The following is a 25,574-nucleotide window of genomic DNA, read 5'->3' as shown; positions in this document are numbered from 1 at the left end:
AATTCTTAACTAAATTTGCTATTACTTCTTAGTCGGCGAAGGCGGACTTTGTGTAATAAAAAGCAATTTTAATCGCCGAATGATCGTGGTATTACTCTTAGTCTCGCGTTGCGCGGACTTTGTGCGACAAGAAGCGATTTCAATCGCCGAATAATAATGGACATAGGTGAACTTTCACCTAACAGCAGGACTAATTACCGTAACGCGGCGGCTGTCTACCAACATCGGCCAAAAACCTCGATCGCTCAATGCTTTTACCGCAGCAGTAGCGGCATTTTGATCCGTGGTATAAGCGACGAATAAAAAAGGACGCTGGCCGTAGGAAGCCAAGCCTACTTGCGTGCCCAATGCTTGCTTGACTTGGGTGGCTAATTCCGGTTGATTGAAGTAATCCACTAACACTGCATAACCGGGGCCTAGGGCTTGGGGATTGAACCCAATATTGCCAGTTTGAGGATTGGCGATTGCTTCAGAACCTGTTGCTGGTTCAGGGTTGTAGACGGGCAAATTTTGAGGAAGTGCCGCTGCGGGCGATCGTACTACATAAGCTTGCAATCCGACAACATCTTCGATATATTTAACCCAATCGCTAGCAATTTGGGAGTCGCGAAAGCCACCAACTCGCGTCACCGTATCGTTGATGTACCGACAAACTGTATTGTCAGTATTTCCGGGAAAAGAGCGTTTTGCTTTTTCTTGCTGTTCGGGTGTTCTGGTGACAATTAACAGTAGATATTCGTCGGACAGCGGCGGTTCGCAGCTCGACTGAGCTTTAACAGAACTAGATAAAATTGTCAAGGTCAAAAGAGCGATCGTCGTAGCAGAAAATAGGGGAAAAAAGACAAAAAAATTGTACAATTTCCCCGTTAATTTTCCTAGCTTCTCTGTAGATTTTTTTGCTAGTTGATTCATGCTGTCTGTAGCGATGCGAGGGCATCGGGAATATTGGCTGACGGTGCTTGAAACTCACCTGTCAGTACATATTCTAATCGGAGTTTCAACCAGGTAATGAAAACAGGATCGATGGAAATAATGGCTGCTGCAGGTTGAGGGCATTTTGCTTTAACTTCTTTCATTGTCGGATCTTCTAGAAAAGCTGGCTGTTTGACCAACCAGAAGTCTATTTGTTTTTCTTGTTCGTTGTAGTTACGAATTCTTTCTTTAAACACTTCATCAAGGGCTTCTTCTTCTAGCAAAAAGCGTTGGCTGGCTAAAACGTAGTAGTAGGTTTGCATTTTTGTCGGTTGTTAGGGGTTAGCAGTTAGCGGTTAATGTCGCCTCTACTGGCGATTTTTGCCTGGGCAGGGGCGGTTTGCCGAGTTGCGGCAGTTTGAGAGTTCTAAACTCTTGTGCCGTTTACTTTACCTTATTTGCTGTCATCTTGGGTAGGTGCAGAGCAAGTTGTGTCTGAAAAATGATTGGTGTGAGGGGTTGCGGGAGTTGAGGCGATTTTTTTTTCGGCGGTTGATTTTGTTTAAAATTTAGGTGACAATAGAAAGCTATATAGAATTGTACGTCGAATTATTGCCAATTATTGAGGCAATCTGGGGCTGTAACACCGGATTTTGAGTGGTTTGCATATGGAAAGTATTGCGATCGGTATTGCTTGGTGTCTGGCTTGGGGTGAGGGGCGCGAACCTCAATTCGATCCCAGCGTGTTGCAAGAAATGCGACGGGCTTTGAATTCTGGGGAGGAAGTGCCGCCACAGGTGAGGGAAATTGTCGATCGGGTGCGGGAACTTCTGGCTATTCCCGACAATATTTCCAGAGAAGAGTTTCCAGAAACAATTACCGATTTGCAAAATAAATACCCGAATTTGTGGAATCAGCCGGGAAAAATTGGTTTAGTGTACGGCGGTGTCACTAAGGTTAAGCAGTATGTATTTGAAGATGCAAAACTGCCAGACATTCGCGGTGCATCTGCACTACTCGATCGCATAAACTTAGTTGACTTGCCTGCTTTTTTTGAGAAACGTCCTGAATCTAACCGTTACAATATTCACTTTGCCAAAGTAAGAAAATGGCTGGATGAAAACTTTTCGGGCGAATCTAAGCTTTCAGAAGCTGTGATTCATGAACCTAAGCTTTCAGAAGCTTTGATTCATGAAATGATTGTCTATTCTACTGGCGGGAATATCTTAGCTTTCTGCCCAGCATTTTTTGTAAATGAGTTAACTGACGCCATTGAAAAACGCTATTCCTATGAAACCCTAACTGCTAATTCCTGCGCGGTTGGAGATACGTTTAAGCTTTTAGAAATTCGATTTGGCTTGCTGCGAGACCAGATAGAAGAAACTTTCTGGCTAGAGAAATACCGTCCAGAATATAAAAATTCCGTGGTTGAGGCTTATTTTGGCAAGCTGGATAAAGAGTCAAATCAACCTGTCGATTCATCTCATATTGAAGAGGCGTTTATAAATCGCAAGAGTTTTAATGAATTAACTACTAAATTAGCCGTGATGTTTAATCAGCGTCGCAGCGGGAATGACTTTGAAGGGAATGACGTTGAAAAGCGTCCCAGCCGTCGCTACCCGCCGATGTTGGAAACGCACCCTTATTTGCAAAGAGATCAGTCGGATCGGCGATCGGCTATCACTCGGGCTACCGACAATCCCGAAAATCCCAATCAAAAAGGTCTTCCGGGCAATCCTTGGTTTTCGGAGGTTTCTGCGCGCAAACGCAAAGCGGGCGATCGGGCTAAGAATGGAATAATCAAGAAAACTCATTGGTACACAGAATGGCATCCTGCTGTCATTGAAGGTTGGGTTGAGAAGTTTGAGGATTTCTTAAAAAAGCCTCCCGAAAAACTTAATAAATACTGGGGCGACAACAACCCTGAAGACGTTGAAATAGCTCAATCTTTAACTCAGCTTGGCAGTGTGAGTAATGGCTTTGTAGCCTACATCTATGCCGACGGTAATAACATGGGTGGCTATATTCAAAAAATTACCACTCCCCAAAAATATCAAGAATTTAGCGAAGATGTTGACAATGCTACTAGATATGCTGTTTTTCAAGCCTTAGCCGAGCATCTTCATCCTCGCCAACTTAAAGGAAATAACAAGTCAGAATCGACTCTTCCAGATGGCGCTTGGATTCATCCCTTTGAGATTATTACCATTGGTGGCGATGATATTATCTTGATTGTACCAGCAGATCGGGCATTGGCGATCGCCAAAACCATCGGAGAACAGTTTGAACAAATTTTGCTCAGACAAGTTCAGATACCCAATGTGGAAATCAAAGGTGACTATCAAACTCAGCCATCAGAAAAACCTATCGATCTCAGTAAGTGTCACCGCTACTTAAGTCAAAATGCAGGAACTACTAATTGTCAATTAAGTACATCTATCGGCGTGTTGATTGCCGACTATAAAACTCCGATTTACTATGCAAAAAAACTTTACGAACAATTGCTCAAATCAGCCAAAAAACGTGCTAAAGATTTAAAAAAACACGGATACTGTGGAGGTACAGTTGATTTTTTGGTAATGAAATCTGTAACTGCAATTTCATCTAGCATCGAGGACTTCCGCAAAGAAGCATTAACCAAAGATAGTCCTCAAAAGCTTAAACTGTACGCAGCACCTTACACTTTGCACGAAATTGGCGGATTGATTGAGTCTGTTAAAGCGCTGAAACAAGCTGATTTTCCCAAATCGCAACTCTACCAAATTCGCAGTTTCCTAGAACAAGGGAAAAACACAACAATTCTCAACTACCGCTATTTCCGAACCAGACTCAAAGATGGTAATTCAGAAATACTTAAAAAAGAGTTTGAAGAAGCTTGGTGCAAACCAAAAGATCCAGAAAATAATGGTAATCTAGCTCCCTGGATGTCTGTGATAGAGGAAAACAAACGAACCGTATATGAAACGATCTGGCGAGAAATTGTAGATATTTACGATTTCATTGAATTAGAAGATTCCCAATTAAGTTCAGAAATATCGGTAGAGGCGGAGGTTGAATCATGATTGTTCTCACGAATTTATCAAAGTCAATTGAGCCTTACACACTTACAGCAGTAATTGATACAGCTTTGTGTGTAGGCGCGGGCGGTTCCTCCGGTTCCCTTGCAGATAAACCAATTGTCCGCAATGCAGAAGGAAATCTGTTAATTCCTGGATCGCAAATCAAAGGTCGCCTCCGCCACGAATGCGAGAAAATTGCTAGAGGTTTGGGTTGGAAGATTTCCGAGTCTCCGAGTCCCGGAAACATGGTAATTCGCAGAAACAAAGAACCGAATATTTTTAGTCGCAGCGAATACGAAGTTTTAGGATATAATGAGACTTATCACTGTTTAATCAGTCAAATATTCGGCGATCCAGTCTTGCCGTCGCGGGTAATTTTTGAAGATTTGATTTGTACGGAAGACCCGGAAAATTTAGCTGAATTTATACGTCCGGGAGTGACAATGAATCGCCGCCGTCGCACCGCTGAAGAAAACAAACTTTACTTTTTAGAGACTTCTCCGCCGAATGTTTCACTGAAGTTTGAAGGTCAAATTCATCTGTTACCAAATTGTCCCAGTTATGCGAAACCTCTGATGTTGGCTGGTTTCAAGCACATTCACGCATTAGGTGGAAGTAAATCGGCAGGTTTGGGATGGCTGAGTTGGGAAACTTTACCGAATTTTGAAGTTACTGATGCAGATTGGGATTGTCTAGCGAAGGGAGGGGAAAATGCAGCGAATTGAACTGGAAATTAAGGTTTTGTCTCCTTTGGCGATCGCCCGTCAGAAAGCGGGAGGTTCGATTAGCGAAGCTGTAGACTATATTCCCGGTACGGTAATTCGGGGTGCTGTGGCTGCTAAAATCTTAAACGAATCCGGTCATCAATTCAGCGATTTGACCGAAAATGGCGGCGATTTTCAAGCTTTATTCTTGAGTGAAAATCCAGCAATTTTTCAAAATGCTTACCCAGCATTAGTAATTAATGGCAAGCTCATCGATAGAACGAGGCTTGAAGACAATGGAGTTTTACCCACTACCGCACTAAGTTCTAAAAATAAATCGGGTTTTACACCCAAAAATCATGGTGTTTTCGATACTTTAATCGATCGCTTTTGTGCCGAAGGTTACGGATATCCCTACGATCCGAATTGCCCGAAAAACGGAGGGAGAGTCGATGCGGCTGGCATTAGTTTTTACTGTAAATTCAAGAATAAGTACCACAGCCTAAGTGCTAACAAACGCCTGTTAACGAGAGTCGGCATCAATCGCCGCAGGGCTGCATCTGAAGAAGAAATACTTTATAGCGTTGAAGTTTTGAACGAATCTCAGGAGAAGAAACAGCAGCCTGTTTGCTATCGATGTGCAATTTTATTGGAGGACGATTTAGCAGAATCTTTGCGTAACTTCATTCAACTGCGAAATCAGAACTTCCGCTTGGGCGGTTCGACTTCCAGAGGATTAGGAAAAGTTGAAATTACCACCAAACAGCCTGTTAGTGCTAAAATAGATGTAGAGCAAAAAATCACTAACTTTACCAATTCCATACAAGACCGTTGGCAGAAATGGGAAATTTTTGGCGTTCCCTTAAAGGAGTTATCGGGCGATCGCACATATTTCACCCTCGACTTGCAATCTGACGCCATCCTCACCGAAAACTGGCGGCGCACCACTGTAATATCCGAAAAGATGTTGCAGCAATTTGCCAAAGTTGAAGATCCATCATTGAAACTGGAAACAGCTTACAGCAGTTACGATTATCTTTCCGGCTGGAATGCGGCTTGGGGATTGATGAAAGATGTAGAGTTAATAACCAACAAAGGCTCGGTTTATTTGTTCAGTACAAATCAACGGGAGATATGGGATAACGTGTTGGGAGATTTGGAAGTAAGGGGAGTGGGCGATCGAACTTGTGAAGGCTTCGGACAAATTCAAATTTGCAACCAGTTTCACCTTGTATTTCGGGAGAAGGCCGTATGAGCGAATCATTAGATCCACAAAAACAACTCAAAATTTTGCAAGGCATTCGCCGAGCTGAAGATAAGTTAGTGACTGACATTCAAACTGCCTTAGAAGATACAAGTTCTTACAATGACTTAGAAGAATCACAATTTCGTAATTTAGTAAGAGTTGCTGACACAACTGAAAGCACGCAAGTAATCAAAAACTTTTTGCTTTATCAAGTAGGTCGCGATAAAAAGTGGGGTAGAGGGCCAAACTCTTTAGCTCAAAAAATTATTCATGACATTGACAGAAATATCAAAACTACTGCTCAGGATATTGCCAGAAATGCCAAAGCCGAAGATTTTTTTAATCAGATTTGGATAGAGCTTACCCGTCGCTATTTAGGCTATGGCGCTCGCTATCTAGTGTACAAAAATAAAGGTCAATCTTAGTCATCTACTTGCAATTACTTAGGAGTACAAACTTATGGCTAGACTCGTAATTTCCACTGTTGGTACTAGCGTGTTAACTAACCAGATCGATCCAGAGATAGATGACAATTACTATAAAAGACTACAGCAAACAGCAAACTATACCGATAATGAAATCCAAGACGATCCAACAATTAAAGAAATTATTTCAGAATTGAAGGAAAGAGCAGAACAAGAACTGTCTAGTAATAATACTGATAAAATCCGAAAAGCTAGCGCAGAACTAAATGGTATTTATGGTTTGTACAATGAGCAAATAGAGCAGGGCATACCAGATATGCACTTATTAGTTACTACTGATACTGCACAAGGTAGAGTTTCGGCTGAAGTAGTTGAGTCTTTTTTAAAGAGCAAGGGATTAACTAATATAAGTACCCATGCTCAGCCGGGACTTTCTACTGCTAGCAGCGATATTTTTGTCGAAGGGATGGCAAAATTGATTCCTTCGATGCAAGAAATTATCAAAGACTGTAAAAATAGCCGCTACACAATTTGCTTTAATCTTGTCGGTGGATTCAAGGCTCTGCAAGGCTATTTCAATACAATCGGAATGTTTTATGCTGATGAAATTATTTACGTATTCGAGGGATCGAATCAACTAATCAAAATTCCCAAGCTGCCTGTAAAGGTTGATGTGTCAGAGATTGAACCCTATAAAGTTCAACTAGCAATGATGGAGGTGGGGGAAATACGTACATCTTGGGAAGAAGCTAAAAAAGTTCCTCAAGAATGGATCTTAGTTGATGGACAAGAAATGACTCTATCAGCATGGGGTGAGCTACTTTGGGAGCAATGTAAAAAAGAACTGCTTTCAAAAGAAAAACCGCTTCAATTTCCCAAGTTAGAATATCATCAGAGTTTTCTGGATGATTATGAAGCTAAACCAGCTCATGAAAAAATCATCCTGCAAGAATATCTAGCGAGGGCAGCTTGTCTGCTAAAAAATCATAGAGATGGTATCAGCGCTATGAGGCAAGATGGTATATTTCGGCTGCGACGCTATGTGGGCCAGCATCAAGATATTGACCATTTCGATCTACCCAAAGGTAGGCGTGTAAGTTGTATTGCTAGAGAAGGCACTCTATATTTACGCCACTACGGAGAGCATGATTATGTCAACAATAACCCCTAAGCCCTTTATGTTTGACACTTTCAAAAACCGACTAGAAATCACAGGAAAGCTGACAACAATCACAGCACTCCGCATTAGTGCCGGACGTTCCACCGAACCAATTGGCTCCGATTTACCCGTAATCAAAGATGCTTTGGGTCAACCTTTGATTCCCGGATCAAGTTTTAAAGGTGCGCTACGATCGCGCTTAGAGAGCTTCCTCCGAGGTATCGACCCAAATCTAGCCGAAGATCCGGCTAACTACACAAGTTCAACTAGAAACAATCAAGTCAAAGATTTAAAAGTAAAATACAAAAATGATGACTTGAATTTAACACAAGAACTGCTCGACCTAACAGACGATATTGGCAGTTTATTTGGCACTCCCTGGATAGCCAGCAAATTTCAAGTCCGCGATTTAACCGTACAACCCGATGCGTGGTTCGGACAATATCAAGAACGAGATGGAGTAGCCATTGACAGAGACACCGAAACCGCCGCCGACGGGAAGCTTTACGACTTTCAAGTTGTCCCCGCAGGTACTCCCTTTGATTTTAAAGCGGTTGTCGAAAATGCTAAACCTTGCGAATTGGGCTTGTTAACGATAGGTTTGCACCAATTCGAGACAGAACAAATTCCGCTGGGCGGCGGGCGATCGCGCGGCTTAGGAGTTGTTAAACTAGAAATTGATAAAATGCGCTGGGTTGATGTCGAAGATCATCCCGAATTCTTGTTGGAATACTTAAAAAAGTTAGTGATGGGAGATGAAACTGCTTATGAGGATGCAGCCGACTATAAAGATGAGTGGGTGCAAAAGTTGATAGAACATCTGAACAATAACATTTCTAAATCATCTCCAAATCAAATAGCTCAAGGCTAAAACCTAATATCGCACACAGGAGGTCAATATGGGTTTCAGTAATTACAAAGATATCGGTGAAGTTCTCCAAGAATTTCAGGTGACTTATACCCAAGCTAATTTTATCAGAGAAACTGAGTTTAGTATCCCTGACTATTTTCGGGAAGACTTAGAATTTATGATGCGGGAAGCAGTTGTGGACAATTCAGAGTTTGCTGTGTGCGAAAACTTGATATATCCAGTTCTCAAAGAAGTTTGGAAACGTTATCATAGTAAGTTTGTTTTATGGAGCCATAAATCTCTTACCTACGACCAAAATCTGTCCGGTTTTCCTGAATATATTTTAGCTCAACGCTCTCCTTTAGGAAAATTCGTTTTTGAAAAACCTTATTTTCTGTTGGTTGAGGCTAAACAAGACAAATTTGATGAAGGGTGGGCGCAATGCCTAGCTGAAATGATTGCAGCACAGCGACTGAATGATGAATTACATATCGTTATTTTAGGTATTGTTTCCAATGGCAAAAACTGGGAATTTGGCCAGCTAGAAGGGCAGCTATTTACCAAAAACATCAATTTTTACAGCCTTCAGGAGTTAGATAAACTTTTTGCTGCTGTCAATTATGTATTTCAACAGTGCGAATCGCAGCTAAATACTTTAGTAGCTGCTTAAATTTTACAACTTTTTTCAATTTAATTAAACTATGCACAAACGATTTGTCAACCACTGTACCATTGACTTAACTCTCATTCCCGACGGGCCAATTTTGATAAAATCCGGCAAAGAAGGGGCAGATCCAACTAAACCGGATATGGAGTTTGTCGAGACTTACCACGAAGGAGGAAAGTCAATTTATCTACCGGGAAGTTCCCTAAAAGGTGCTATTCGTGCTCATGCTGAGAGAATTGTCAGAACAATAGGTAGAGATAGCAATCCTAATAATCCAGACATTCTCTGGGCTAACGATCCGCTGAGTGACAACTACGATTACTTAAAGAAAAAATCATCCAGCGATATTTACAAATTATCTTCTTTTACAGACCAACTATTTGGTAATACTTCAATTGCTAGCAGACTGAGAATCCAAGATGCTTACCCAGTTGATAAAAAACAAGTCAAAATTCAAGAACGTAATGGAGTAGCGATCGATCGCGTTTTTGGTTCCGTAGCCGTGGGCCCGTTTAACTATCAAGTCTGCACAGCCGGAGAATTTCGCACTAAAATACATCTCAAAAACTTTTCATTAGCACAATTAGGTTTAATTGGCTTAGTTTTGCGAGACTTAAATGATGGCTGGTTTGGGATCGGTTTTGCTAAATCTCGCGGTTTGGGGACGGTGACAGTCAAGTATAACGAAGCCGCTGTTCAATATCCAGGTTGTAAATTAGATGAAAACAATCACCAAATTCAACAAATAGTAAAGCCAGGTCACTGGGGACACGCTTTCTTGCTGGGTGCGGGAGAGTTTTTAGAGGCTGATGAAGCCGAAAAATATGGCTTTTCCAAACCCGATCGCGAACAAACTCCTATGGCTGCAGAACCGATGGATTTAGGTTTTGGAGTGCAGCTAAAATGGCAAGGCGACGGTGAGACTGGTGTACCGAATTTATTTAAATGTGCAGTTTGTGCTTGGAGTAAGCTTTTAACAGGTGCCGCAGCATGAACAAAGGTTTTGTATACGTTCGATCGCGCTTATCATCAGATGAAGTCAAAAAGTTGCTAGAAAAGTTAGCAACTGAGGATAGTTACTATTTTGTGCGATCGCCCCACGCAGTCAGCGGCATTTGCATGAAATTACCCGATGAGTTTTTCCCCGGTTTTGAAGGGCAAATGTTTGATAGCGATCGAGAATTGCGCTGGAAAAAGCAGGGAAGTGCATATGAAGCGTTACTTTTAAGCAGCGTTGCAGCGGATTTAGAAGGATTTGAGGCGATTGGCAAAAATTGGGAATATTGCGATCGCGCTGCTTACTTTCACGACCTTAACGAACCAAAATTCCCTAAAACTTTTATGTATAAAGGAAAAAATGATGAAAAAATCGAGTCTAACGATATTAGCATAGGTCAGCGATACTTTCAAGACAAAAGAACTGCCACCGTTCAGTTTGTCGCCCTCACCGTCAGGAGTAAAAAATGACTAATAATCCCGTACCTAAACTCCGAGGTTCTACACCGCCGCCTCCAAGTAGCCCGGTTTCTAATAACTATGCTGGTGAAATGGGAGTACCTAAACCTTATGAATTAATTAGTTTTCCCAAGGAACGCCCGCCCAAAAAACCTCCGGCAGGACATCACAAATATTTGGGCGATCGCCTGCACGGAACTTTGTTTCTCACTTTGAAAGTTCAGACAACTTTGCACGTCTCTACAGGCGTAGTTGTCATGGGTAGCGACATAGGCAGTCGCGTGCCTTTAATCAAAACAATGGTTCAAAATATTGATCAAAAGTTATCAATTCAAGGTAGTTCTCTCAAAGGCTGCATCCGGTCAGCATACGAAGCCATTACTAACAGCACTTTAGCAGTAATTACATCAAGATACAGAGATAAAATTCCGCAAGAACGCTTGCCATGTAAAAATAAACAAGAACTCTGTCCGGCAAGTCAAGTATTCGGTGCCTTAGATTGGCAAGGGCTAATTGAATTCAGCGATGCTAAATGCGAAAATACGGGCTTTGCTACGGGATTTATGCCATCTTTATATCGTCCCCGTCCCGATCAAAGACGAGCATATTTTGACGCAAGAGGCAACGTAGCAGGGCGCAAGTTTTACTATCACACAATTCGGGCGATCGACAAAGGTCAAAATCAAGGAATTACTGTTCAGCAAGCGGCTAAAGAGTATACTTTCAAAACACAGATACAATTCAAAAACTTAACAGCAGCAGAGTTAGGAACGCTTTTGATTGTGTTGGGGCAAGATCCAAAGTATCCGATCGCCCTGAAGGTTGGCGGCGGGAAGCCGATCGGCATGGGAACAATGACTGTGGAGGTAACAGCAGCAAAAGTGTTGCAGAATAAGGGAGATTTGCGCGATCGCTATTCCTCCTACAAGCCTGCTGAATCTGACAGCATGACTGGCACAAAAATGCAACAGTTTATGCAGAAAAATATTCAAGCTGCTCATTCTAGTTTAGTGCAAGCAACTCAATTGCAAGAACTGGCTGAAGTGTTAAAATATCCGACCGATCGCGAACCGCCAACAGGAATGTATTAAAGATGTCAAATACTGAATTAGTGACAGAATCTTTGACCGAAAACCAGTGGGAAATTGCCCACGCGATCGCGCAAACTCTGGTCAAAGAACAAACCGATGTAAATGAATTGGGAAAGGCGATCGGCTATCTTCGTGCTTCAGTCAATGAGCCCAATGCGGGAACTAGATTTTTCAAATACTTAAAAACCTTAGTCAGTAATGGCAGACAAATCGGTCACAGCAAAAAAACATCTGACTATTACTGGAATATTGACGAAGCTTGCACCAAGTATCTTCAAAGCGAACAAACCAATCCTCAGAAGATGCTGGAAATTTTAGGTTGGTCAGCACGTCTGATGAGATATTACAGAGAAGCTGGGCCAATTGAGGAAATTTTTGCCCCAGTAGCCGAGTCAGCGCGGCAAGCGGAAATTGCTCAAGTTATGCAGTCTCAAGAGTTTGAAATTGGTCAAATCTTGGAAGCTACCGTTATTGCCGTAAAAGGAAATAAGGTAACTTATGAAATTCTGGGAACTATTAAGCTGACGGAAAAAGAGCCTAAAAAGGCACAATCTCTCTCTCAAGACCAAGTGGTTCAGGTTGAAATTTTAGACCTTAAGGAAGATGGCAGTCTTAGAAAAGTCAAATGCTGTGAATAAAAATATTGAGCGTTGCTGAAGGTCGGATGATTTTGGGTTAAGGGTCGTGTTTCCTGCTTACGCTATCACAGTTTTGGGAAACGAGGGGGTTGTCCCTGCGGATTTCATTCCCTCGCTTCAGCAATGCCAAATATCGATCGATATCCAGCTTGTTCTGACTGTAATATATAGTGTAATATGAAAAGTAAGGTTGAGAGTTTAATCTCAACCTTTTAAACTTTGATACTTTTTGGAGCGATCGACCTATGTATAGGCTCAAAGAACCGGATTTACCTGATAACAATAATCAGGTAGGCTCTACCAACATAACTTATGCACCTGTTAAGGCAATCAGTCAGACGTTTTTAGAAGACACACAAGACATGAAAAAAGATTCAGCAACGCCCGAATCTCACCTACCAGCAGATTCAGCCAAGTTAACTGTATCGGAAAGCTTGCCACCGGACGATCTCCATTTTCCTATACAAGGCGAAAAACCGGGTAAAAGTTTAAGCAAGCCTACCTCGAAGAACAAGTACATAAAATTTCGTGATTTACAGAAGCTCGCGGCAATAGTGACAATTTTAGCAGGCATCACCGGTGCTGCTAATCACTCTTTTCAACTTTGGCGAGATTACCACGCTTTCAAAAATTCCAGCGCCTCACCACCCGTACACGATATCAAGTTAGGATATCAAGTAAAGTAAGCTTCTTGCAAAAATTGATTTAAATCTTTGGAGATGAAGCATTTGCGCTTAGGTATAGGAGGATATCTAGAGTCTTTATACGTAAATGCTTCAACCTTCTAAAGATTCATGCAAGAAAATACAGATGGGTGAGGTAACGCTCACCCACAATTTTGCATTGTGCAATCAATAATATTTTTGACGTTTAAAATGTATGTTTTTATAATTTTTATAACAGTATTTAAAACCACGATTTTTTGGTAGCTGATACGCACTTGACTTTTGTATAAACTACGTATATTATCTAAGTTACTAGAGGCGACAAGTGTTCCTAAAACTTTTAGGATTTTATTTGATTACCCCGCAAGGGGATGGAAACACGCCTCTAGATTGACTGAACAGTTGCATAACTTATGTCAGTCGTTACGCCTTCCCCGCAAGGGGACTTTAATGAATCGATCGCTGGTATGAGGAAAATGTACTGACAGCCGATCGGCTCTATGACCAACTGTTACAAGAGCTTAGGGAAGAAGAGTTGATATCAGAATAAAGCATTTCTGTAAATTGGAAACTCCTCACCACCATAAGAATATGAAAGTGAACACAAGTTAAGATTAGATATGAGAACAAAGCCTTTTAGTGTATTACGAGAGCGGATGACACCAGAGCGAAGGGCAAAAAATGAAACGCGAGTTCAACTCGCTTTACTTCATCTTACTTTTTTGGAACAGCTAAAGTCATTGGGTTATACAGATGAGGATCTGAAAAAAGAACTCAGCAATTTTGATTCTGCTTTTTCTGACTTGGCTGGTGATTGAACAGTTGATTCAGTTTTCACCTCTTCCCCGCAAGGGGACTTTAATCGATCGCCCTCACCGCCCCGATCCCACCAAAAGCGATCGCCCCGCACATCCATAAAGCTAGACTAATCTAGAGCTTTATCACAAAAATTTCCCCCCCTTCATGAACATCGCCTATCTAGTCAACCAATACCCCAAAGTCAGCCACAGCTTTGTCCGCAGAGAACTCCTAGCCGTCGAAACTTGCGGCATCAAAGTCGGGCGTTACTCCATCAGATCCTGCGAGTCAGAACTCGTTGACAAGGGCGACAAAGAAGAGCAAGAATTGACCAAAGTTATCCTAGGAGTTGGCGTACAGGGGTTAGCGTGGGGTTTGCTCCGCACTGGCGCAACTAGACCAATTCGATTCCTCCAAGCTGTGCAGTTAATGTTCCAAGTTGGCTGGCACTCGGAACGCGGGATTTTGCTGCATCTAGCTTATTTAGCAGAAGCTTGCATTCTTTTAAATTGGTTTGCAGAATCCGGTACAGAACACGTTCACGCTCACTTCGGTACAAATTCCACAACAGTTGCCATGCTGTGCCGCGTGCTTGGCGGCCCGACTTACAGTTTCACCGTTCACGGCCCCGAAGAATTTGATAAAGCGACACTTCTTTCCTTAGACGAAAAAATTAAACGATCGACCTTTGTAGCCGCAGTTAGTTCCTTCGGCAAAAGTCAGCTTTTTCGGTGGTGCGATCGCACTTATTGGTCAAAAATCCACGTCATACACTGCGGAGTTGATGCAGCCTTTTTAGCTCACCCGCACGTCCCCATACCCGCAGCACCCCGCTTAGTTTGTGTCGGCAGGCTCAGCGAACAAAAAGGTCATTTGTTATTGCTAGAAGCCGCCAGCAAGCTAGCAGTTCAAGGCTTGGAGTTTAAATTGGTATTTGTCGGAGACGGGCCGCTGCGGGCTGAAATTGAACAGCAGATTGCACAACTCAATCTGCAAAACCATATAGAAATTACCGGCTGGGCCAGTGGCGATCGAGTTCAGCAAGAAATTTTAGCTTCCCGCGCAATGGTATTGCCAAGTTTTGCCGAAGGTTTACCCGTCGTAATTATGGAAGCCCTCGCTCTGAATCGGCCCGTAATTAGCACCTATGTTGCTGGCATCCCGGAACTCGTAGAACCCGGTGTTTGCGGTTGGTTAGTTCCTCCCGGTTCCGTAGAAACATTAGCTGTTGCCATGCGCGCGGCATTGGAAGCACCTTTAGAAAAGCTAGAAGAAATGGGGAAAATAGGGGCAGAACGGGTAGCTAAACAACACAATGTCGATTTAGAAGCCAAAAAATTAGTTGCACTATTTGAGAGTGCTATTGAGTGATTTAAAAAGGCAATTCGGACACGGCAATGCCGTTTCCCTACTCCAAAAGAATCAATCTTTCTCCCGATAAAACAAGCAACTCAGGACACGGCAATGCCGTTTCCCTACTCCAAAAGAATCACGAACTCCACTCGGATGTCACCATCGCCTGATTAATTGTAGGGACACGGCATTGCCGTGTCCTCACTGTGGATAATATTAATCCCAATGCTTTTTAAGGAATAGGAACAGATTTCAACAACTTATCAACAATCGCCTTAGCCTTCCTTCCGCCCGCCGGAATCAATCGGTGAGAAAGTACGTGCGGTGCCAAATCCTTCACATCATCCGGGGTAACATAATCCCGCCCGGAAATAAACGCCAAAGCCTGGGACGCCCGGTGTAAAGCTACCGCACCCCGGGGACTCACTCCCAGAGTAATCTCTTCATCCTCGCGGGTCGATCGCACCAAATCCACAATATACTGCTTCAAAGAGCCTTCTACCTTCACCGCAGCACACAAGCGGCGCAATTCCTGCACCTCAGATAAAGAAATACAAGGCTGCAAATCCTCAACTGCAAAAGTATCAGACAGCCGTTCCAACATTTGCAACTCTTCCAACGCTTCGGGATAGCCCAAAGTCAAAGACAAAGTAAACCGATCCATCTGCGCTTCCGGTAGCGGAAAAGTGCCTTGATATTCGATCGGGTTTTGAGTAGCAATCACAAAAAACGGTGCCGGAACACTCCGAGAAATTCCGTCTACTGTCACCTGCTTTTCTTCCATCACTTCCAGCAAAGCAGACTGAGTTCGCGGTGTCGCCCGGTTGATTTCATCAGCCAGCAAAACATTAGCAAAAACTGGCCCGGGCAAAAACTCAAACTCCCCGCTGCGGGGATTCCAAATATTAGTACCAGTGATATCTGTCGGTAACAAATCGGGAGTGCACTGAATCCGCTGAAACTTCCCATCGATCGATCGCGCCAAAGACTTCGCCAGCAGCGTTTTTCCTACACCAGGCACGTCTTCCAGCAGCGCGTGCCCGCCCGAAAGCACGGCTACCAGCACCAAGCGAATAGCATCCGCTTTTCCTACAATCGTCTTGCCTAGATTTTGTTTGAGCCGCTCAATGTGTTCTCTCATATCCCTGATTTTTAAGTAGAAGTCATTAGTTATTAGTCAGTAGTCAGTAGTCAGTAGTCAGTAGTCAGTAGTCAGTAGTCAGTAGTCATATCGTTTCCGCTTGCATCGGAATGATTTAACCTTATTAGTACGCAGAGTACACAGAGTCCGAGAATATATATCTGAATCATTCCGATGCTACCGGATTTGATATCAGTAGTCATTAGTCATTAGTCAGTAGTCCTTAGTCCTTAGTCCTTAGTCCTTAGTCCTTAGTCCTTAGTCCTTAGTCCTTAGACCGAAGGAACAAGGAAGAAGAAATACACAGCCAGCTTTTTAAGCGTTCCCCATTTTATGTTAATTACGTTGATTTACTTTGCTAATTGTTGATTTTTCATTGTTTTTGATTCCTAGTTCCTCTCAGCTAGGACTTCGTTTGTGTAGGCGCGATTTCAATCGCCCCAGTAAAACTGTACACAATGAATTCATGATTCGTCCGAGCTAGAAGCCCATCCCACAACAAAAAAAATGTGGGATGGGCTTCTAGCCCGTCCGAAATTTGGATTAACCAATATTTGTGCAATAGATATATTAACCATTAGCAGCTAAAACCTTTCTAGCAACATCGCAATCGGCTTGAATTTGAGTTTTGAGAGCATCCAGAGATGCGAATTTTTGTTCGGGTCGCAAAAACTCTACCAAACTTGCGCTCAAGGTTTTACCGTACAAATCCCCCGACCAATCTAACAAGTGAACTTCTACAGTGAGTTGTAAACCGTCTACCGTCGGGCGGCGGCCAATATTCATCACTCCATTTATGAATGATACATTTGACGATTTTTCGGCGATTAAAGATTGCGGATTTTCCCACTTATAGGAAGAATTTGGATCTTTGATATTTTCTACTCCATTTTTCACCGAGACTCGCACGGCGTACACGCCAAAACAAGGCAAAAATTTTTCTGGCGGCAGTTCGATATTAGCAGTAGGAAATCCGATCGTCCTGCCGAGTCGCTGTCCTCCAACCACAGTCCCGACTAAAGTGTAGGGTCTGCCCAGCAACTGATTGGCTTTTCTGAGGTCGCCGGATGCCAGACCTTCTCGGATGGCAGAACTGCTGATCCGATCGCCTTCATCGCAATTGTGCAGCGTTACCAGAGTCACATCAATACCGTAACCCGAGGCGATCGACTGCAAATCCACAGCCGTCCCCGCGCGTCCCCGCCCGAACCGAAAATCAACCCCCACGCTAATTCGACTCGCTTGCAGTTGTCGCACCAGAATTTTTTCGACAAACTCGTCAGCAGTCAAGGCCGCCAGTTCTCGATCGAACGGCAGCAGTACCAGTTGTTCAACACCCATTGCTGCGAGCAATTCTACCTTTTGGGCCAGAGGTGTCAGCAGTTTTCTGGGTTTACCTGTAAAAAATTCTTGCGGGTGCGGATCGAATGTCAGCACAGTGCTGTAAAGCCTATCGACCCCATCAGAATCGAGCCCAGAGAAGCTGTTACCCACAGCCTGACCGAGGGCGATCGAACCATTGAAATTAAGGCCGCTGTCGGCTGTATCGGGCGGTGCTGCTGAGTCGTTGTCCCAGCTTACCGGAGGTTTGCTTTCCAAATTTGCATCTTGGCCAGGGTTGGAGCGCGAGGATTGCGCCGACACCGAAACAGTCGCAGAATTTGATTTAGGCGATCGATTTAAAATTGGCTGCACGACTTGTCGGTGCCCTAGGTGCAAACCATCAAAGTTTCCCAAGGCAACGGCAGTTGGAGTCAGAGCAGCGGTACAGGAAGAAGTTAGCAACACGCTTTACATTTTGACATAATTAGCCCGCGTGCGATCGAAGCGTCGATTTGAGATTAAAGATTAAAGATTAAAGAATTGACTCTCGCGCTGCGAGAGTCTCGTAGCTCGTCTTTAGGTAAGTAAGGTCAGCCATAACTTTGAAATTTCCGACCTCAAGATTTCAGAACTTGCAGGCCAATCTCAAATCCCTCAGAGAAGCACTTTAGGCGCTTGCACCGACTTCTTCAGATATCTCACCCGGAGGCAGCAACTGTAACGACAAACCTTCCCGCGCCATCAAACTGTTCGGGAACCTTTGAGCCACCTGCTCTCCCACCTTGTCTAAAAACTCGTCATTGTGTAGCGGGTCGTGGTGAAAAATCACCAGCTTCTTGACATTAGCAGCCTTTGCCACCTTCACCGCTTCCTGCCAAGTCGAATGTCCCCAGCCAACCCTGCTAGACTTTTCCGCATAATACTCCTCATCAGTATAAGTAGCATCGTAGATCAGCACCTCAGCATCCCGAGCCAAATACAGCACATTTTCGTCTAAACGATCGGGAAAATGTTCGGTATCAGTCACGTAAGCCGCCGCATAGCCCCGCCAGTTCACCCGGTAGCCCATAGCTTCCCCCGGATGGTTCAACAAAGCAGTTTCCACCTTGATGTCTCCGATTTCCAGCGGTTTGCCCACTTCTATATCGTTAAATTTCAGGTCGGCCCCCATAATTTGCAGAGGCACGGGAAAATTGGGGTGAAGCATCTGGTCGTTTAGCCGCTGCTGGATCGTAGCCTTATTAGGAGCCACTGCCCCATAGATGTGAAAACAATTACCCTTAAGAAAAGCGGGGACAAAAAATGGGAATCCTTGAATGTGATCCCAGTGGGAGTGAGTAAAAAACATATGAGCTTCTACGGGCATCTGCGACAGGAGAGTTTGTCCCAAAACCCGCAATCCAGTACCGCCATCAAAAATTAGGCGGCTCTCACCCACTCGCATTTCTATACAGGGTGTGTTGCCCCCGTAACGTACTGTTTCGGCTCCGGGAGAGGCTATGCTACCTCTAACGCCCCAGAAGTGAACCGTGAATTGGTTTTGCATACTAGACATGGGTTTTCCTGCAAGATTACTCCGGCGAGCCATCGGTAAAATGTTTACATATTGGTAAGGGCTTTGCCGTCAAACCTCTGTTCTTTGACTGTCGAGTTTTGCACGATCGGTGTCAAGCATTTCGTTTGCCAGAGAATCTAAAACTGTTGAGCTTGACGACAGGATAAGAAATTACAACGTAGACTGATGAAGTCTCGATCGCAACTATTATTTTCTTTTCTTCACTAGCCTAACCCTTGCAGACACAATTTGAAGCAGAACTTGGGCCTGAGTCTGGTCTTGCAGTCTATATTTCTCCTGCTTCCGCCCTTGCCGGTACAAGCTGCTGCAGTCGGTTTTGGCGCTGCAGGTTTACGGGCTGGAACCACCGGAAGCGGCTTGGATGCTATCATTTCGGGTCGATCGACCGTAATATCGAGATATCTGGGTTGGTTGGCGATCGGGCGCGACGCTTCCTGCCCCATACTAGAATTACGGCTAATTTACCAGACTTGATTATTTCGGATTCTTATTCAAAAATCTTAGCAGTTTAGGAACGATCCTGCTATGGATTTTCCCACAATACTGTTGCAATTCTGGGGTTTCACCTGCGGCTGTCGATCCAAACGCTCAACCTGCGAACACAGCCCGATTGGACATCCGGGCACAGCGACGATTTCCCGGGCCCAGGCCCCAAAGGCTAAATTTGCGTCGCGTATTTTTTGGGGGACTGCTTGTCGGCCCGCGGCGCGGTGCGATCGCCCGCACTGTCTCAAAAGTGAGTCAGAAATATTCGCTGTTGACCTGTATTCGTACTTTTTTTAACAATCTGCAATTGCTGGATTTTTTGTAATGATGGCTGGGAATTCAGCGCAGTTGAGGTGTTCACCACGACGGGTTTTAATTTCCGATGATATCATAAAGGAGACCAAGATTGCATCAATATTCGATAGATCAGTTGACCCCACATTTCAAACGGAGCGACACCGACCGACGCAGATAATTGATACCATTTTTCCAAAATCCTGCAAAGCCGTAGCTGTAGGGTGCGTCGCAGGAGAACAATTCCTCGGATTTCATGCCAGATATCTCGTGCGACGCACCTTACACATTAGGTGGGCCAAACACACTCAAATATTCTCTTGTAGCAAGCTTTTTTCTAAATGGTATGAATATAGTCTGCGATGCAGAGTGCAACTCAAGTCTAGTATCAGAGTATTGTTTGCCTAGCATTTAAATCAGTGCTAAAAACGCCGGGATAACTTGAAGTTATTTATCCAAAAGTCACTATGAATCAAGTTAAAAAAACTACAACCAAGCTGAATAGATCGCCAGTGCAAATATCCGATCGCACTTGGCAACTCAGTAAGCTCCCCCCCCTCGACCTGTCTGAGGATATCACTGATGCGCGAGGTTTGAGAGAGCTCAGTCTGGACGATCGCTCTAGAGGATTCCCAGAGACTGCCCAAACAAGATATTTCCGGGCTGAGGCCAAGACTGATCGGGCCCGATCGCCTGTGGGTTCTATCGGCTTTGTCAAGTGGTTGCTAGATCGTTTGACTCGATCGAAAGGTTGGCTGACAGTTATCACCCTGGCAGCAATTTGGGCGTTGTGGAACAGTCAGTTACTGTTTTCGACAGGGTTCGGAATCGCAGCCATGATGCTGGTTTACCGAGGAGAGTCGCGGGAGTGGCAATTGCTGCGATCGCAAGTCGAGCAATTTTGGGATAGCCCGAACCGTCGGTTTATTTTAGCAGCGGGCACCGGCGGCATTGCTACCTTGGGCGCTTACATGAGTTTGGCGATTTGGGCGGACTCAAGCAGCCACTGGATGGCTGCGAGCCTGATTTTGCAAAACTTTGGCACGATCGCCATTGCAGGGCTGCTGCTGCGACAAGCGCTGAGTATGGGAGCCTCAAAAGATGAAGCCACGGTCGATCGCATCCTGGCAGATTTGACCGATGCTGACCCCGTGAAGCGTTTGATTGCAGTGCGGCAAATGACCGATTTGGTAAATAACGGTGGGTTTGGCCATCGGAGTTTTGTCAAAAATCAGCCCGCCAAGCCAAGGAACAGGATAGCCTTAACCCGCGCTGCCGAGTGCTTTCGCCTGATGCTGAGTCAAGAACCGGAAGCTTTAGTCCGCAATGCCCTTCTCGAAGGTTTGCAGACTTGGGATGATACCTATGGCACCAGTTCAAAATCCAAAAATAAAGTCATCGACTATTAGCTGACCGTCAAAAGCATAAAAAGTAATTCGATGAATATTCGGAGCTTTGACACGCAGGGGAGTGCTAGGGGCGATCGGAGAATTAGAGCCTACCAGATTCGGTGCAGGCATTTCATCCTGAACAATTGGGTGTCCGTCAATGTCGCAAGCCGATAAAACAGTTCGCCGCGAACTGGTGACAAGTCCTGACACGCTGCGAACAGGATGCTTGAAAGTTACTTCTATCAATCCGCTTTTTGGCGCTCCCATTAGCACTGTTCTCCCAAAACTGGTGAAAAATGCTGGGTTTGAAGGTTGGATGGCTACAGTATTGCTAAAAGTCACCCCCCAATGTGCAAACTGGTGTTCTACTACTTCAAAGCATTTCAAATCTTCTAAAGCTAGGCGGACGATCGCCGGTACCGTGGCGCGCGATCGCACGTCTGGCCCAGCGCCCGATCGTTCGGGAATGGCGACTAAAGACTTTTTGCCGTTTAAATCCATGCTTCGACAGGCTGTATCAAATTCTGCAAACCCGTCCGATCGAAGACTCTGTGCGTCAACCATAAAACCCTCGCGATCCCGTTTCCTGAGCAGTTGCATTTTTAGTAAATCTCCCTGAAATTGGTTGTTTCTGGTGTTTGGGAATTGATAGTGGCGAGGCGGGAAATTGCCAAACCTGCAACGCCGGAATCGAAAACCGATCGCCTCTAACAAGGACTTTCAACCTCAAAATCGACTGCTCCGCAAAATATGGTAATTAATTATTCGTGATTGGCTCACGGCAGCAAACCAGCGGTCGGTTTAAAAGCGAAATCGAATACTCCTGCTTTCGAGCTTGGCGAACCGACTCGGTGCTTTTGAGGGGTCTTACCCATCATTTTGCTATTATCTCCGATCGACGGTAGGCAAGCAAGGGTGAAGATAACTACAGGGCAAAAGTCCCCAAAATCGCAAAACTTAGTTGCTGTCCGTAGTTTCAGGCTTGATTTGTACTAAAATAGATTGAAATCAATACTTAATCTTTACAAAAACTCCGCTAGCTTTGCAACTTTTTTAAATTGAGGCCCGGCTGCGGAGGAAAATCTAAAATCTAATAGCGATTGAGGTTTACTTATGCTTATGCCCCTCGGCTTCGGTCAGCGATCGATAGTTACTTCTCTCGGCAGAATGGTATACTACACTGCTGAAAAAATGCCTTGGCTCGAATTGTCTGCCCCGGCATCTGAAAACAAACCGAATTTGGTATTTTTCCACGGTTTTGGGGGCGGGTCTAGTGCCTACGAATGGTCGAAAGTTTATCCGGCTTTTGCAGCGGAATATCGAATTTTAGCACCGGATTTAATCGGTTGGGGGCGATCGGAACATCCGCCGAGAAATTATCAAGTCGAAGATTATATCACAACTTTGATTGAATTTCTGGAAAAAACTTGCGACAGTCCGACGGATGCGATCGCTTCTTCGCTGACAGGGGCGATCGCGATTCGAGCGGCGATCGCCCGCCCGGATCTGTTCAAATCGCTTATTTTGACAACACCAAGCGGTTTGTCGGACTTCGGACAGGATTACGGCAGCAGTTTCTTCGCTAAGCTAGTCAACACACCAATTTTAGACCGTTTGCTCTACAGTACGGGCATCGCCACAGACGGCGGGATTCGCAGCTTCTTAGAACAGCGCCAATTTGCCGATTCGCGCCGCGTCTACCAAGAAATTGTCGATGCTTACCTCGAATCTGCCTTAGAACCAAATGCAGAATATGCCGCCCTGTCTTTTGTGCGGGGAGATTTGTGCTTTGATTTGTCGCTGTACATCACTCAGCTAACAACCCCGACTGCGATTATTTGGGGAGAAAAATCGCAGTTTACCAGCCCGGATATCGGCCAGCGATTGGCCAATCTCAACCCCGAAGCAATCAAAGTTTTTCAATCTTTGGAAAATGTGGGTTTGACTCCGCAGTTGGAAATTCCGGCTGTGACTGTTGGCTTAATTCGACAATATTTAAGGGTGCTTTCTCAAGGGTGAAGAAGGAAGGGGGAAGAAGGAAGAAGCAAGAAGGAAGTTCGGCAACGAGCAATGTACGGGATGTAACGGATGTAACGGATGTAACGGATGTAACGGATGTAAGTCCGTCGGAAGAAGGAAGAAGGAAGAAGGAAGAAGGAAGAAGGAAGGGGGAAAAAGGAAGGGGGAAGAAGGAATATGAATTCCCTCTTCCCCCTTCCCGATTAGCAATGACTGCTGACTAATGACCAATGACTAATGACCAATGACTAATGACTAATGACTATTCTTTGACTCGCACGTCGATGACGCTGGCATTGAAAATGTATTTTTTGCCTTCAAGTTCTAGGGTGGTGCCAATTTTAACCTTCGTATTTCCTAAAACCGGGCCGTTGTCAGTAATTTGACCTTTTCCTTCTAGGGTAAACATCATATTTCTGCTGAAGGATTCTTCTTCTCGGGGATCGGGGAGAGCTTTGAGGGTACCGTTGGGCTGGGGAACTGCGAGGGTTCTGGTGATAGTTTTGACGGATTTGATCGTAATCTGACCGGCGGGCTGGTTGCGGATAACTACGTTGATTTTATCGCCAGCTTTGAACAAATCTGGGAAGTTCGTGCCTTTGAGTCCGATCGCAATTGCATCAATCTCTACAGATTTAACACTAGCGCCGCCGACTTGGGCGACGGAACCGCCCGATGTGCCGGGAAAAAAGAAGATGCCGACTGCAACTAGCAGCACAATCATTGCGGCACATACGTCTAGAATGCTGAGTTTGCCGAACAGCCGGCCTTGAGAATCTAAAATTTTCATAAATCGCCTATAAACGGACAGCGACAGGAGTATCTGTACAAGCCAAAAGATATTACCACAACGATCGCCCAAAATCCGCAGGACTTACAGAGTCGGTGAGGGGTGATGGGGTGATGGGGAAGAGGGGGAGAGTGGGGAGATGGGGAGAGTGGTTAAAATTTGGCAACAAGTTAAAATAGCAACTAAACAGCGTTCTATTTCGTCTGCCGATTTAGTGACTTTTTGAATTTTTCCTAAAAAAAAAAGAATACCGGGCGGTTGAAACCGCCAGAAAGTCAAACAAAACCTGCCGACGCCGGTTGAAGAACGGACGGATGAAATTACATTATTTTATGCAGTCTCTTAGAGAGGGACTTTGTTGTTGTAGATCCGCTTTCAACCGCCGTCTGATCTCCATCTTCCATCTTTTCACCCTGAGCGAAGCCGTTATAGCCATCTTCCATCTTCCATCTTCCATCTTCCATCTTCCATCTTCCATCTTCCATCTTCCTTCTTCCTTCCTTTAACACTTATCAATTATGTTCAAAAGTTTTTGGTTGACTTGCCGGCATACTTGTGGCCGGGGAATTTATCTGTTTCTGTCGCTGATTGTGACTGCGGGTATCTGGGTGGTTTCCCCGGAACCAACACAGGCGTTTTCTTTGCCGGAACTGATTTTTCGGGGGATTCAAGTTATTCAACTGTCGAATATGTCCGATCGCCAGGAGGTGACTGTTGGCGGACAAATCAATCAGCAGTTGGCGGGGGGAGAAGTAAAAATTTACCGAGATCGCGCTGCTACAGCATATATCAACCGCATCGGTCAGCGGCTGGCAGAGCAAAGCACTCGCCCTAATATTCCTTATACTTTTCAGGTGATTGATGACGACAATATTAATGCTTTTGCGACTATGGGCGGTTTTGTTTATGTGAATAAGGGTTTGATGGCGGCGGCGGATAATGAAGCGGAATTAGCCAGTGTTATGGCCCACGAAATCGGGCATATTAGTGCTCGCCACTCGATTAAACAAATGCGTCAAATGGCGATCGCCTCTGGTGTAGCTTCGGCGACTGGGCTCGATCGCTCTGCGGCGGTGCAGATTGGCGTGGAGTTGGCTTTGCGCCGCCCCCACAGCCGCCAAGCTGAGTACGAGGCGGATCAGTTGGGATTGGAAACTATGGGGCGAGCGGGCTACGCTCAATCTGGGATGGTTGATTTTATGAAAAAGTTGCTCAATCAGTCTTCTCCACCGAGTATTTTGAGCACTCACCCGGCTACGAGCGATCGGATTGCTGCCATCAATGGGGCGATCGATCCGGATCTGGCTAGCGGTGAAGGTTTGAATAATGCGGCTTACAAGCTGGAAATTGACCGACTGTTGCGATCTTCCTAGCAATTCTCTAATTGTCAAAGGCGAACTCTTCTCTTTTCTTTTCTTTTCTTTTCTTTTCTTCTCTTTTCTTACTTAGCGATCTTTGCGTCTTCGCGGTTCGTTAAAAAACAAATCTATTTGGTAGAGTGCGTTAGAAACAAGTGAATTTCGATTTTGTCG

28 protein-coding genes are annotated in these 25,574 nt (G+C 44.6%); 20 read left to right on the top strand and 8 right to left on the bottom strand.

Going from position 1 to position 25,574, the window contains the following annotated elements; all coding sequences use genetic code 11:
* Positions 1-174: 174 nt before the first annotated feature.
* Together QUB13_RS10685 and QUB13_RS10680 are read right to left on the bottom strand one after the other, a co-directional pair.
* Positions 175-912, bottom strand: coding sequence for a hypothetical protein (locus QUB13_RS10685; protein ID WP_333380472.1), 738 nt, complete (start codon positions 910-912; stop codon positions 175-177).
* On the bottom strand, positions 909-1,235 hold the full coding sequence (locus QUB13_RS10680; protein ID WP_333380470.1) for an MgPME-cyclase complex family protein: 327 nt from the start codon (positions 1,233-1,235) through the stop codon (positions 909-911). The genes QUB13_RS10685 and QUB13_RS10680 overlap by 4 nt, the downstream gene beginning before the upstream one ends.
* A 330-nt stretch (positions 1,236-1,565) precedes the next feature.
* Here QUB13_RS10680 and cas10 point away from each other — a divergent pair, with 330 nt between their 5' ends.
* The 15 genes from cas10 (at position 1,566) to QUB13_RS10605 (ending at position 15,192) form a co-directional block, all read left to right on the top strand.
* Positions 1,566-3,974 carry a type III-B CRISPR-associated protein Cas10/Cmr2 gene (gene cas10, locus QUB13_RS10675; protein WP_333380468.1) on the top strand — a complete coding sequence of 803 codons (2,409 nt, stop codon included), beginning with the start codon at positions 1,566-1,568 and terminating at the stop codon, positions 3,972-3,974.
* Positions 3,971-4,696, top strand: coding sequence for an RAMP superfamily CRISPR-associated protein (locus QUB13_RS10670; RefSeq protein WP_333380466.1), 726 nt, complete (start codon positions 3,971-3,973; stop codon positions 4,694-4,696). The genes cas10 and QUB13_RS10670 overlap by 4 nt, the downstream gene beginning before the upstream one ends.
* Positions 4,683-5,930 (top strand): type III-D CRISPR-associated RAMP protein Csx10, encoded by a 1,248-nt coding sequence (csx10, locus tag QUB13_RS10665; RefSeq protein WP_333380465.1) that lies wholly within the window; start codon positions 4,683-4,685, stop codon positions 5,928-5,930. The genes QUB13_RS10670 and csx10 overlap by 14 nt, the downstream gene beginning before the upstream one ends.
* Positions 5,927-6,346, top strand: coding sequence for a hypothetical protein (locus QUB13_RS10660; RefSeq protein WP_333380464.1), 420 nt, complete (start codon positions 5,927-5,929; stop codon positions 6,344-6,346). Before csx10 ends, QUB13_RS10660 begins: the two co-directional genes overlap by 4 nt.
* A gap of 34 nt (positions 6,347-6,380) precedes the next feature.
* Positions 6,381-7,517 carry a putative CRISPR-associated protein gene (locus tag QUB13_RS10655; protein ID WP_333380463.1) on the top strand — a complete coding sequence of 379 codons (1,137 nt, stop codon included), beginning with the start codon at positions 6,381-6,383 and terminating at the stop codon, positions 7,515-7,517.
* The gene (csx7, locus tag QUB13_RS10650; RefSeq protein ID WP_333380462.1) at positions 7,498-8,376 is read left to right on the top strand and encodes a type III CRISPR-associated RAMP protein Csx7; all 879 of its coding nucleotides are present in this window, start codon (positions 7,498-7,500) and stop codon (positions 8,374-8,376) included. Before QUB13_RS10655 ends, csx7 begins: the two co-directional genes overlap by 20 nt.
* A gap of 28 nt (positions 8,377-8,404) precedes the next feature.
* Entirely contained in the window at positions 8,405-9,025 is a 621-nt protein-coding gene (locus QUB13_RS10645; protein WP_333380460.1) for a hypothetical protein, read from the top strand.
* Between the two features lie 31 nt (positions 9,026-9,056).
* On the top strand, positions 9,057-10,016 hold the full coding sequence (locus QUB13_RS10640) for an RAMP superfamily CRISPR-associated protein (protein WP_333380459.1): 960 nt from the start codon (positions 9,057-9,059) through the stop codon (positions 10,014-10,016).
* On the top strand, positions 10,013-10,489 hold the full coding sequence (locus tag QUB13_RS10635; protein ID WP_333380458.1) for a hypothetical protein: 477 nt from the start codon (positions 10,013-10,015) through the stop codon (positions 10,487-10,489). Before QUB13_RS10640 ends, QUB13_RS10635 begins: the two co-directional genes overlap by 4 nt.
* Positions 10,486-11,568, top strand: a complete 1,083-nt coding sequence (locus tag QUB13_RS10630) for an RAMP superfamily CRISPR-associated protein (protein WP_333380457.1) — start codon at positions 10,486-10,488, stop codon at positions 11,566-11,568. The genes QUB13_RS10635 and QUB13_RS10630 overlap by 4 nt, the downstream gene beginning before the upstream one ends.
* 2 nt (positions 11,569-11,570) lie before the next feature.
* Entirely contained in the window at positions 11,571-12,206 is a 636-nt protein-coding gene (locus tag QUB13_RS10625) for a hypothetical protein (RefSeq protein WP_333380456.1), read from the top strand.
* Between the two features lie 245 nt (positions 12,207-12,451).
* On the top strand, positions 12,452-12,892 hold the full coding sequence (locus tag QUB13_RS10620) for a hypothetical protein (protein ID WP_333380455.1): 441 nt from the start codon (positions 12,452-12,454) through the stop codon (positions 12,890-12,892).
* A 762-nt stretch (positions 12,893-13,654) separates the two neighbouring features.
* Entirely contained in the window at positions 13,655-13,789 is a 135-nt protein-coding gene (locus QUB13_RS10615) for a hypothetical protein (protein WP_333380454.1), read from the top strand.
* A 45-nt stretch (positions 13,790-13,834) separates the two neighbouring features.
* The gene (locus QUB13_RS10610; RefSeq protein WP_333380453.1) at positions 13,835-15,040 is read left to right on the top strand and encodes a glycosyltransferase; all 1,206 of its coding nucleotides are present in this window, start codon (positions 13,835-13,837) and stop codon (positions 15,038-15,040) included.
* 26 nt (positions 15,041-15,066) lie between these two features.
* Entirely contained in the window at positions 15,067-15,192 is a 126-nt protein-coding gene (locus QUB13_RS10605; RefSeq protein WP_333380452.1) for a hypothetical protein, read from the top strand.
* Positions 15,193-15,254: 62 nt separating this feature from the next.
* Here the strand turns inward: QUB13_RS10605 and QUB13_RS10600 are convergent, their stop codons facing one another.
* From QUB13_RS10600 to QUB13_RS10590, 3 genes are all read right to left on the bottom strand, one after another.
* Positions 15,255-16,163 carry an AAA family ATPase gene (locus QUB13_RS10600; protein WP_333380451.1) on the bottom strand — a complete coding sequence of 303 codons (909 nt, stop codon included), beginning with the start codon at positions 16,161-16,163 and terminating at the stop codon, positions 15,255-15,257.
* Between the two features lie 570 nt (positions 16,164-16,733).
* Complete coding sequence (locus QUB13_RS10595) at positions 16,734-17,951, bottom strand: bifunctional riboflavin kinase/FAD synthetase (RefSeq protein ID WP_333380450.1); 1,218 nt, start codon at positions 17,949-17,951, stop codon at positions 16,734-16,736.
* A 202-nt stretch (positions 17,952-18,153) separates the two neighbouring features.
* The gene (locus QUB13_RS10590) at positions 18,154-19,041 is read right to left on the bottom strand and encodes an MBL fold metallo-hydrolase (RefSeq protein WP_333090488.1); all 888 of its coding nucleotides are present in this window, start codon (positions 19,039-19,041) and stop codon (positions 18,154-18,156) included.
* 279 nt (positions 19,042-19,320) lie between these two features.
* On the opposite strand from QUB13_RS10590, the gene QUB13_RS10585 reads away from it, so the two are divergent.
* Together QUB13_RS10585 and QUB13_RS10580 are read left to right on the top strand one after the other, a co-directional pair.
* The gene (locus tag QUB13_RS10585; RefSeq protein ID WP_333380449.1) at positions 19,321-19,536 is read left to right on the top strand and encodes a hypothetical protein; all 216 of its coding nucleotides are present in this window, start codon (positions 19,321-19,323) and stop codon (positions 19,534-19,536) included.
* Positions 19,537-20,309: 773 nt separating this feature from the next.
* Complete coding sequence (locus QUB13_RS10580; protein ID WP_333380448.1) at positions 20,310-21,251, top strand: hypothetical protein; 942 nt, start codon at positions 20,310-20,312, stop codon at positions 21,249-21,251.
* On the opposite strand, the gene QUB13_RS10575 is transcribed toward QUB13_RS10580, so the two are convergent.
* Entirely contained in the window at positions 21,219-21,833 is a 615-nt protein-coding gene (locus tag QUB13_RS10575; protein WP_333380447.1) for a hypothetical protein, read from the bottom strand. The genes QUB13_RS10580 and QUB13_RS10575 overlap by 33 nt on opposite strands.
* A gap of 513 nt (positions 21,834-22,346) precedes the next feature.
* Here QUB13_RS10575 and QUB13_RS10570 point away from each other — a divergent pair.
* Positions 22,347-23,252, top strand: a complete 906-nt coding sequence (locus tag QUB13_RS10570) for an alpha/beta fold hydrolase (RefSeq protein WP_333380446.1) — start codon at positions 22,347-22,349, stop codon at positions 23,250-23,252.
* Complete coding sequence (locus QUB13_RS10565; protein WP_333380445.1) at positions 23,249-23,476, top strand: hypothetical protein; 228 nt, start codon at positions 23,249-23,251, stop codon at positions 23,474-23,476. Before QUB13_RS10570 ends, QUB13_RS10565 begins: the two co-directional genes overlap by 4 nt.
* 38 nt (positions 23,477-23,514) lie before the next feature.
* Here the strand turns inward: QUB13_RS10565 and QUB13_RS10560 are convergent, their stop codons facing one another.
* Positions 23,515-24,042, bottom strand: a complete 528-nt coding sequence (locus tag QUB13_RS10560; protein ID WP_333380444.1) for a DUF4330 domain-containing protein — start codon at positions 24,040-24,042, stop codon at positions 23,515-23,517.
* A gap of 320 nt (positions 24,043-24,362) precedes the next feature.
* The gene (locus QUB13_RS10555; RefSeq protein ID WP_333380443.1) at positions 24,363-24,527 is read right to left on the bottom strand and encodes a hypothetical protein; all 165 of its coding nucleotides are present in this window, start codon (positions 24,525-24,527) and stop codon (positions 24,363-24,365) included.
* Positions 24,528-24,560: 33 nt separating this feature from the next.
* Here QUB13_RS10555 and QUB13_RS10550 point away from each other — a divergent pair, with 33 nt between their 5' ends.
* Positions 24,561-25,415 (top strand): M48 family metallopeptidase, encoded by an 855-nt coding sequence (locus tag QUB13_RS10550; protein ID WP_333090476.1) that lies wholly within the window; start codon positions 24,561-24,563, stop codon positions 25,413-25,415.
* Positions 25,416-25,574 lie beyond the last annotated feature (159 nt).

The sequence above is a fragment of the Microcoleus sp. B4-D4 genome (assembly GCF_036705185.1).
Taxonomy (GTDB): domain Bacteria; phylum Cyanobacteriota; class Cyanobacteriia; order Cyanobacteriales; family Microcoleaceae; genus Microcoleus.
This window is presented reverse-complemented; position numbering and strand designations above follow the sequence as displayed.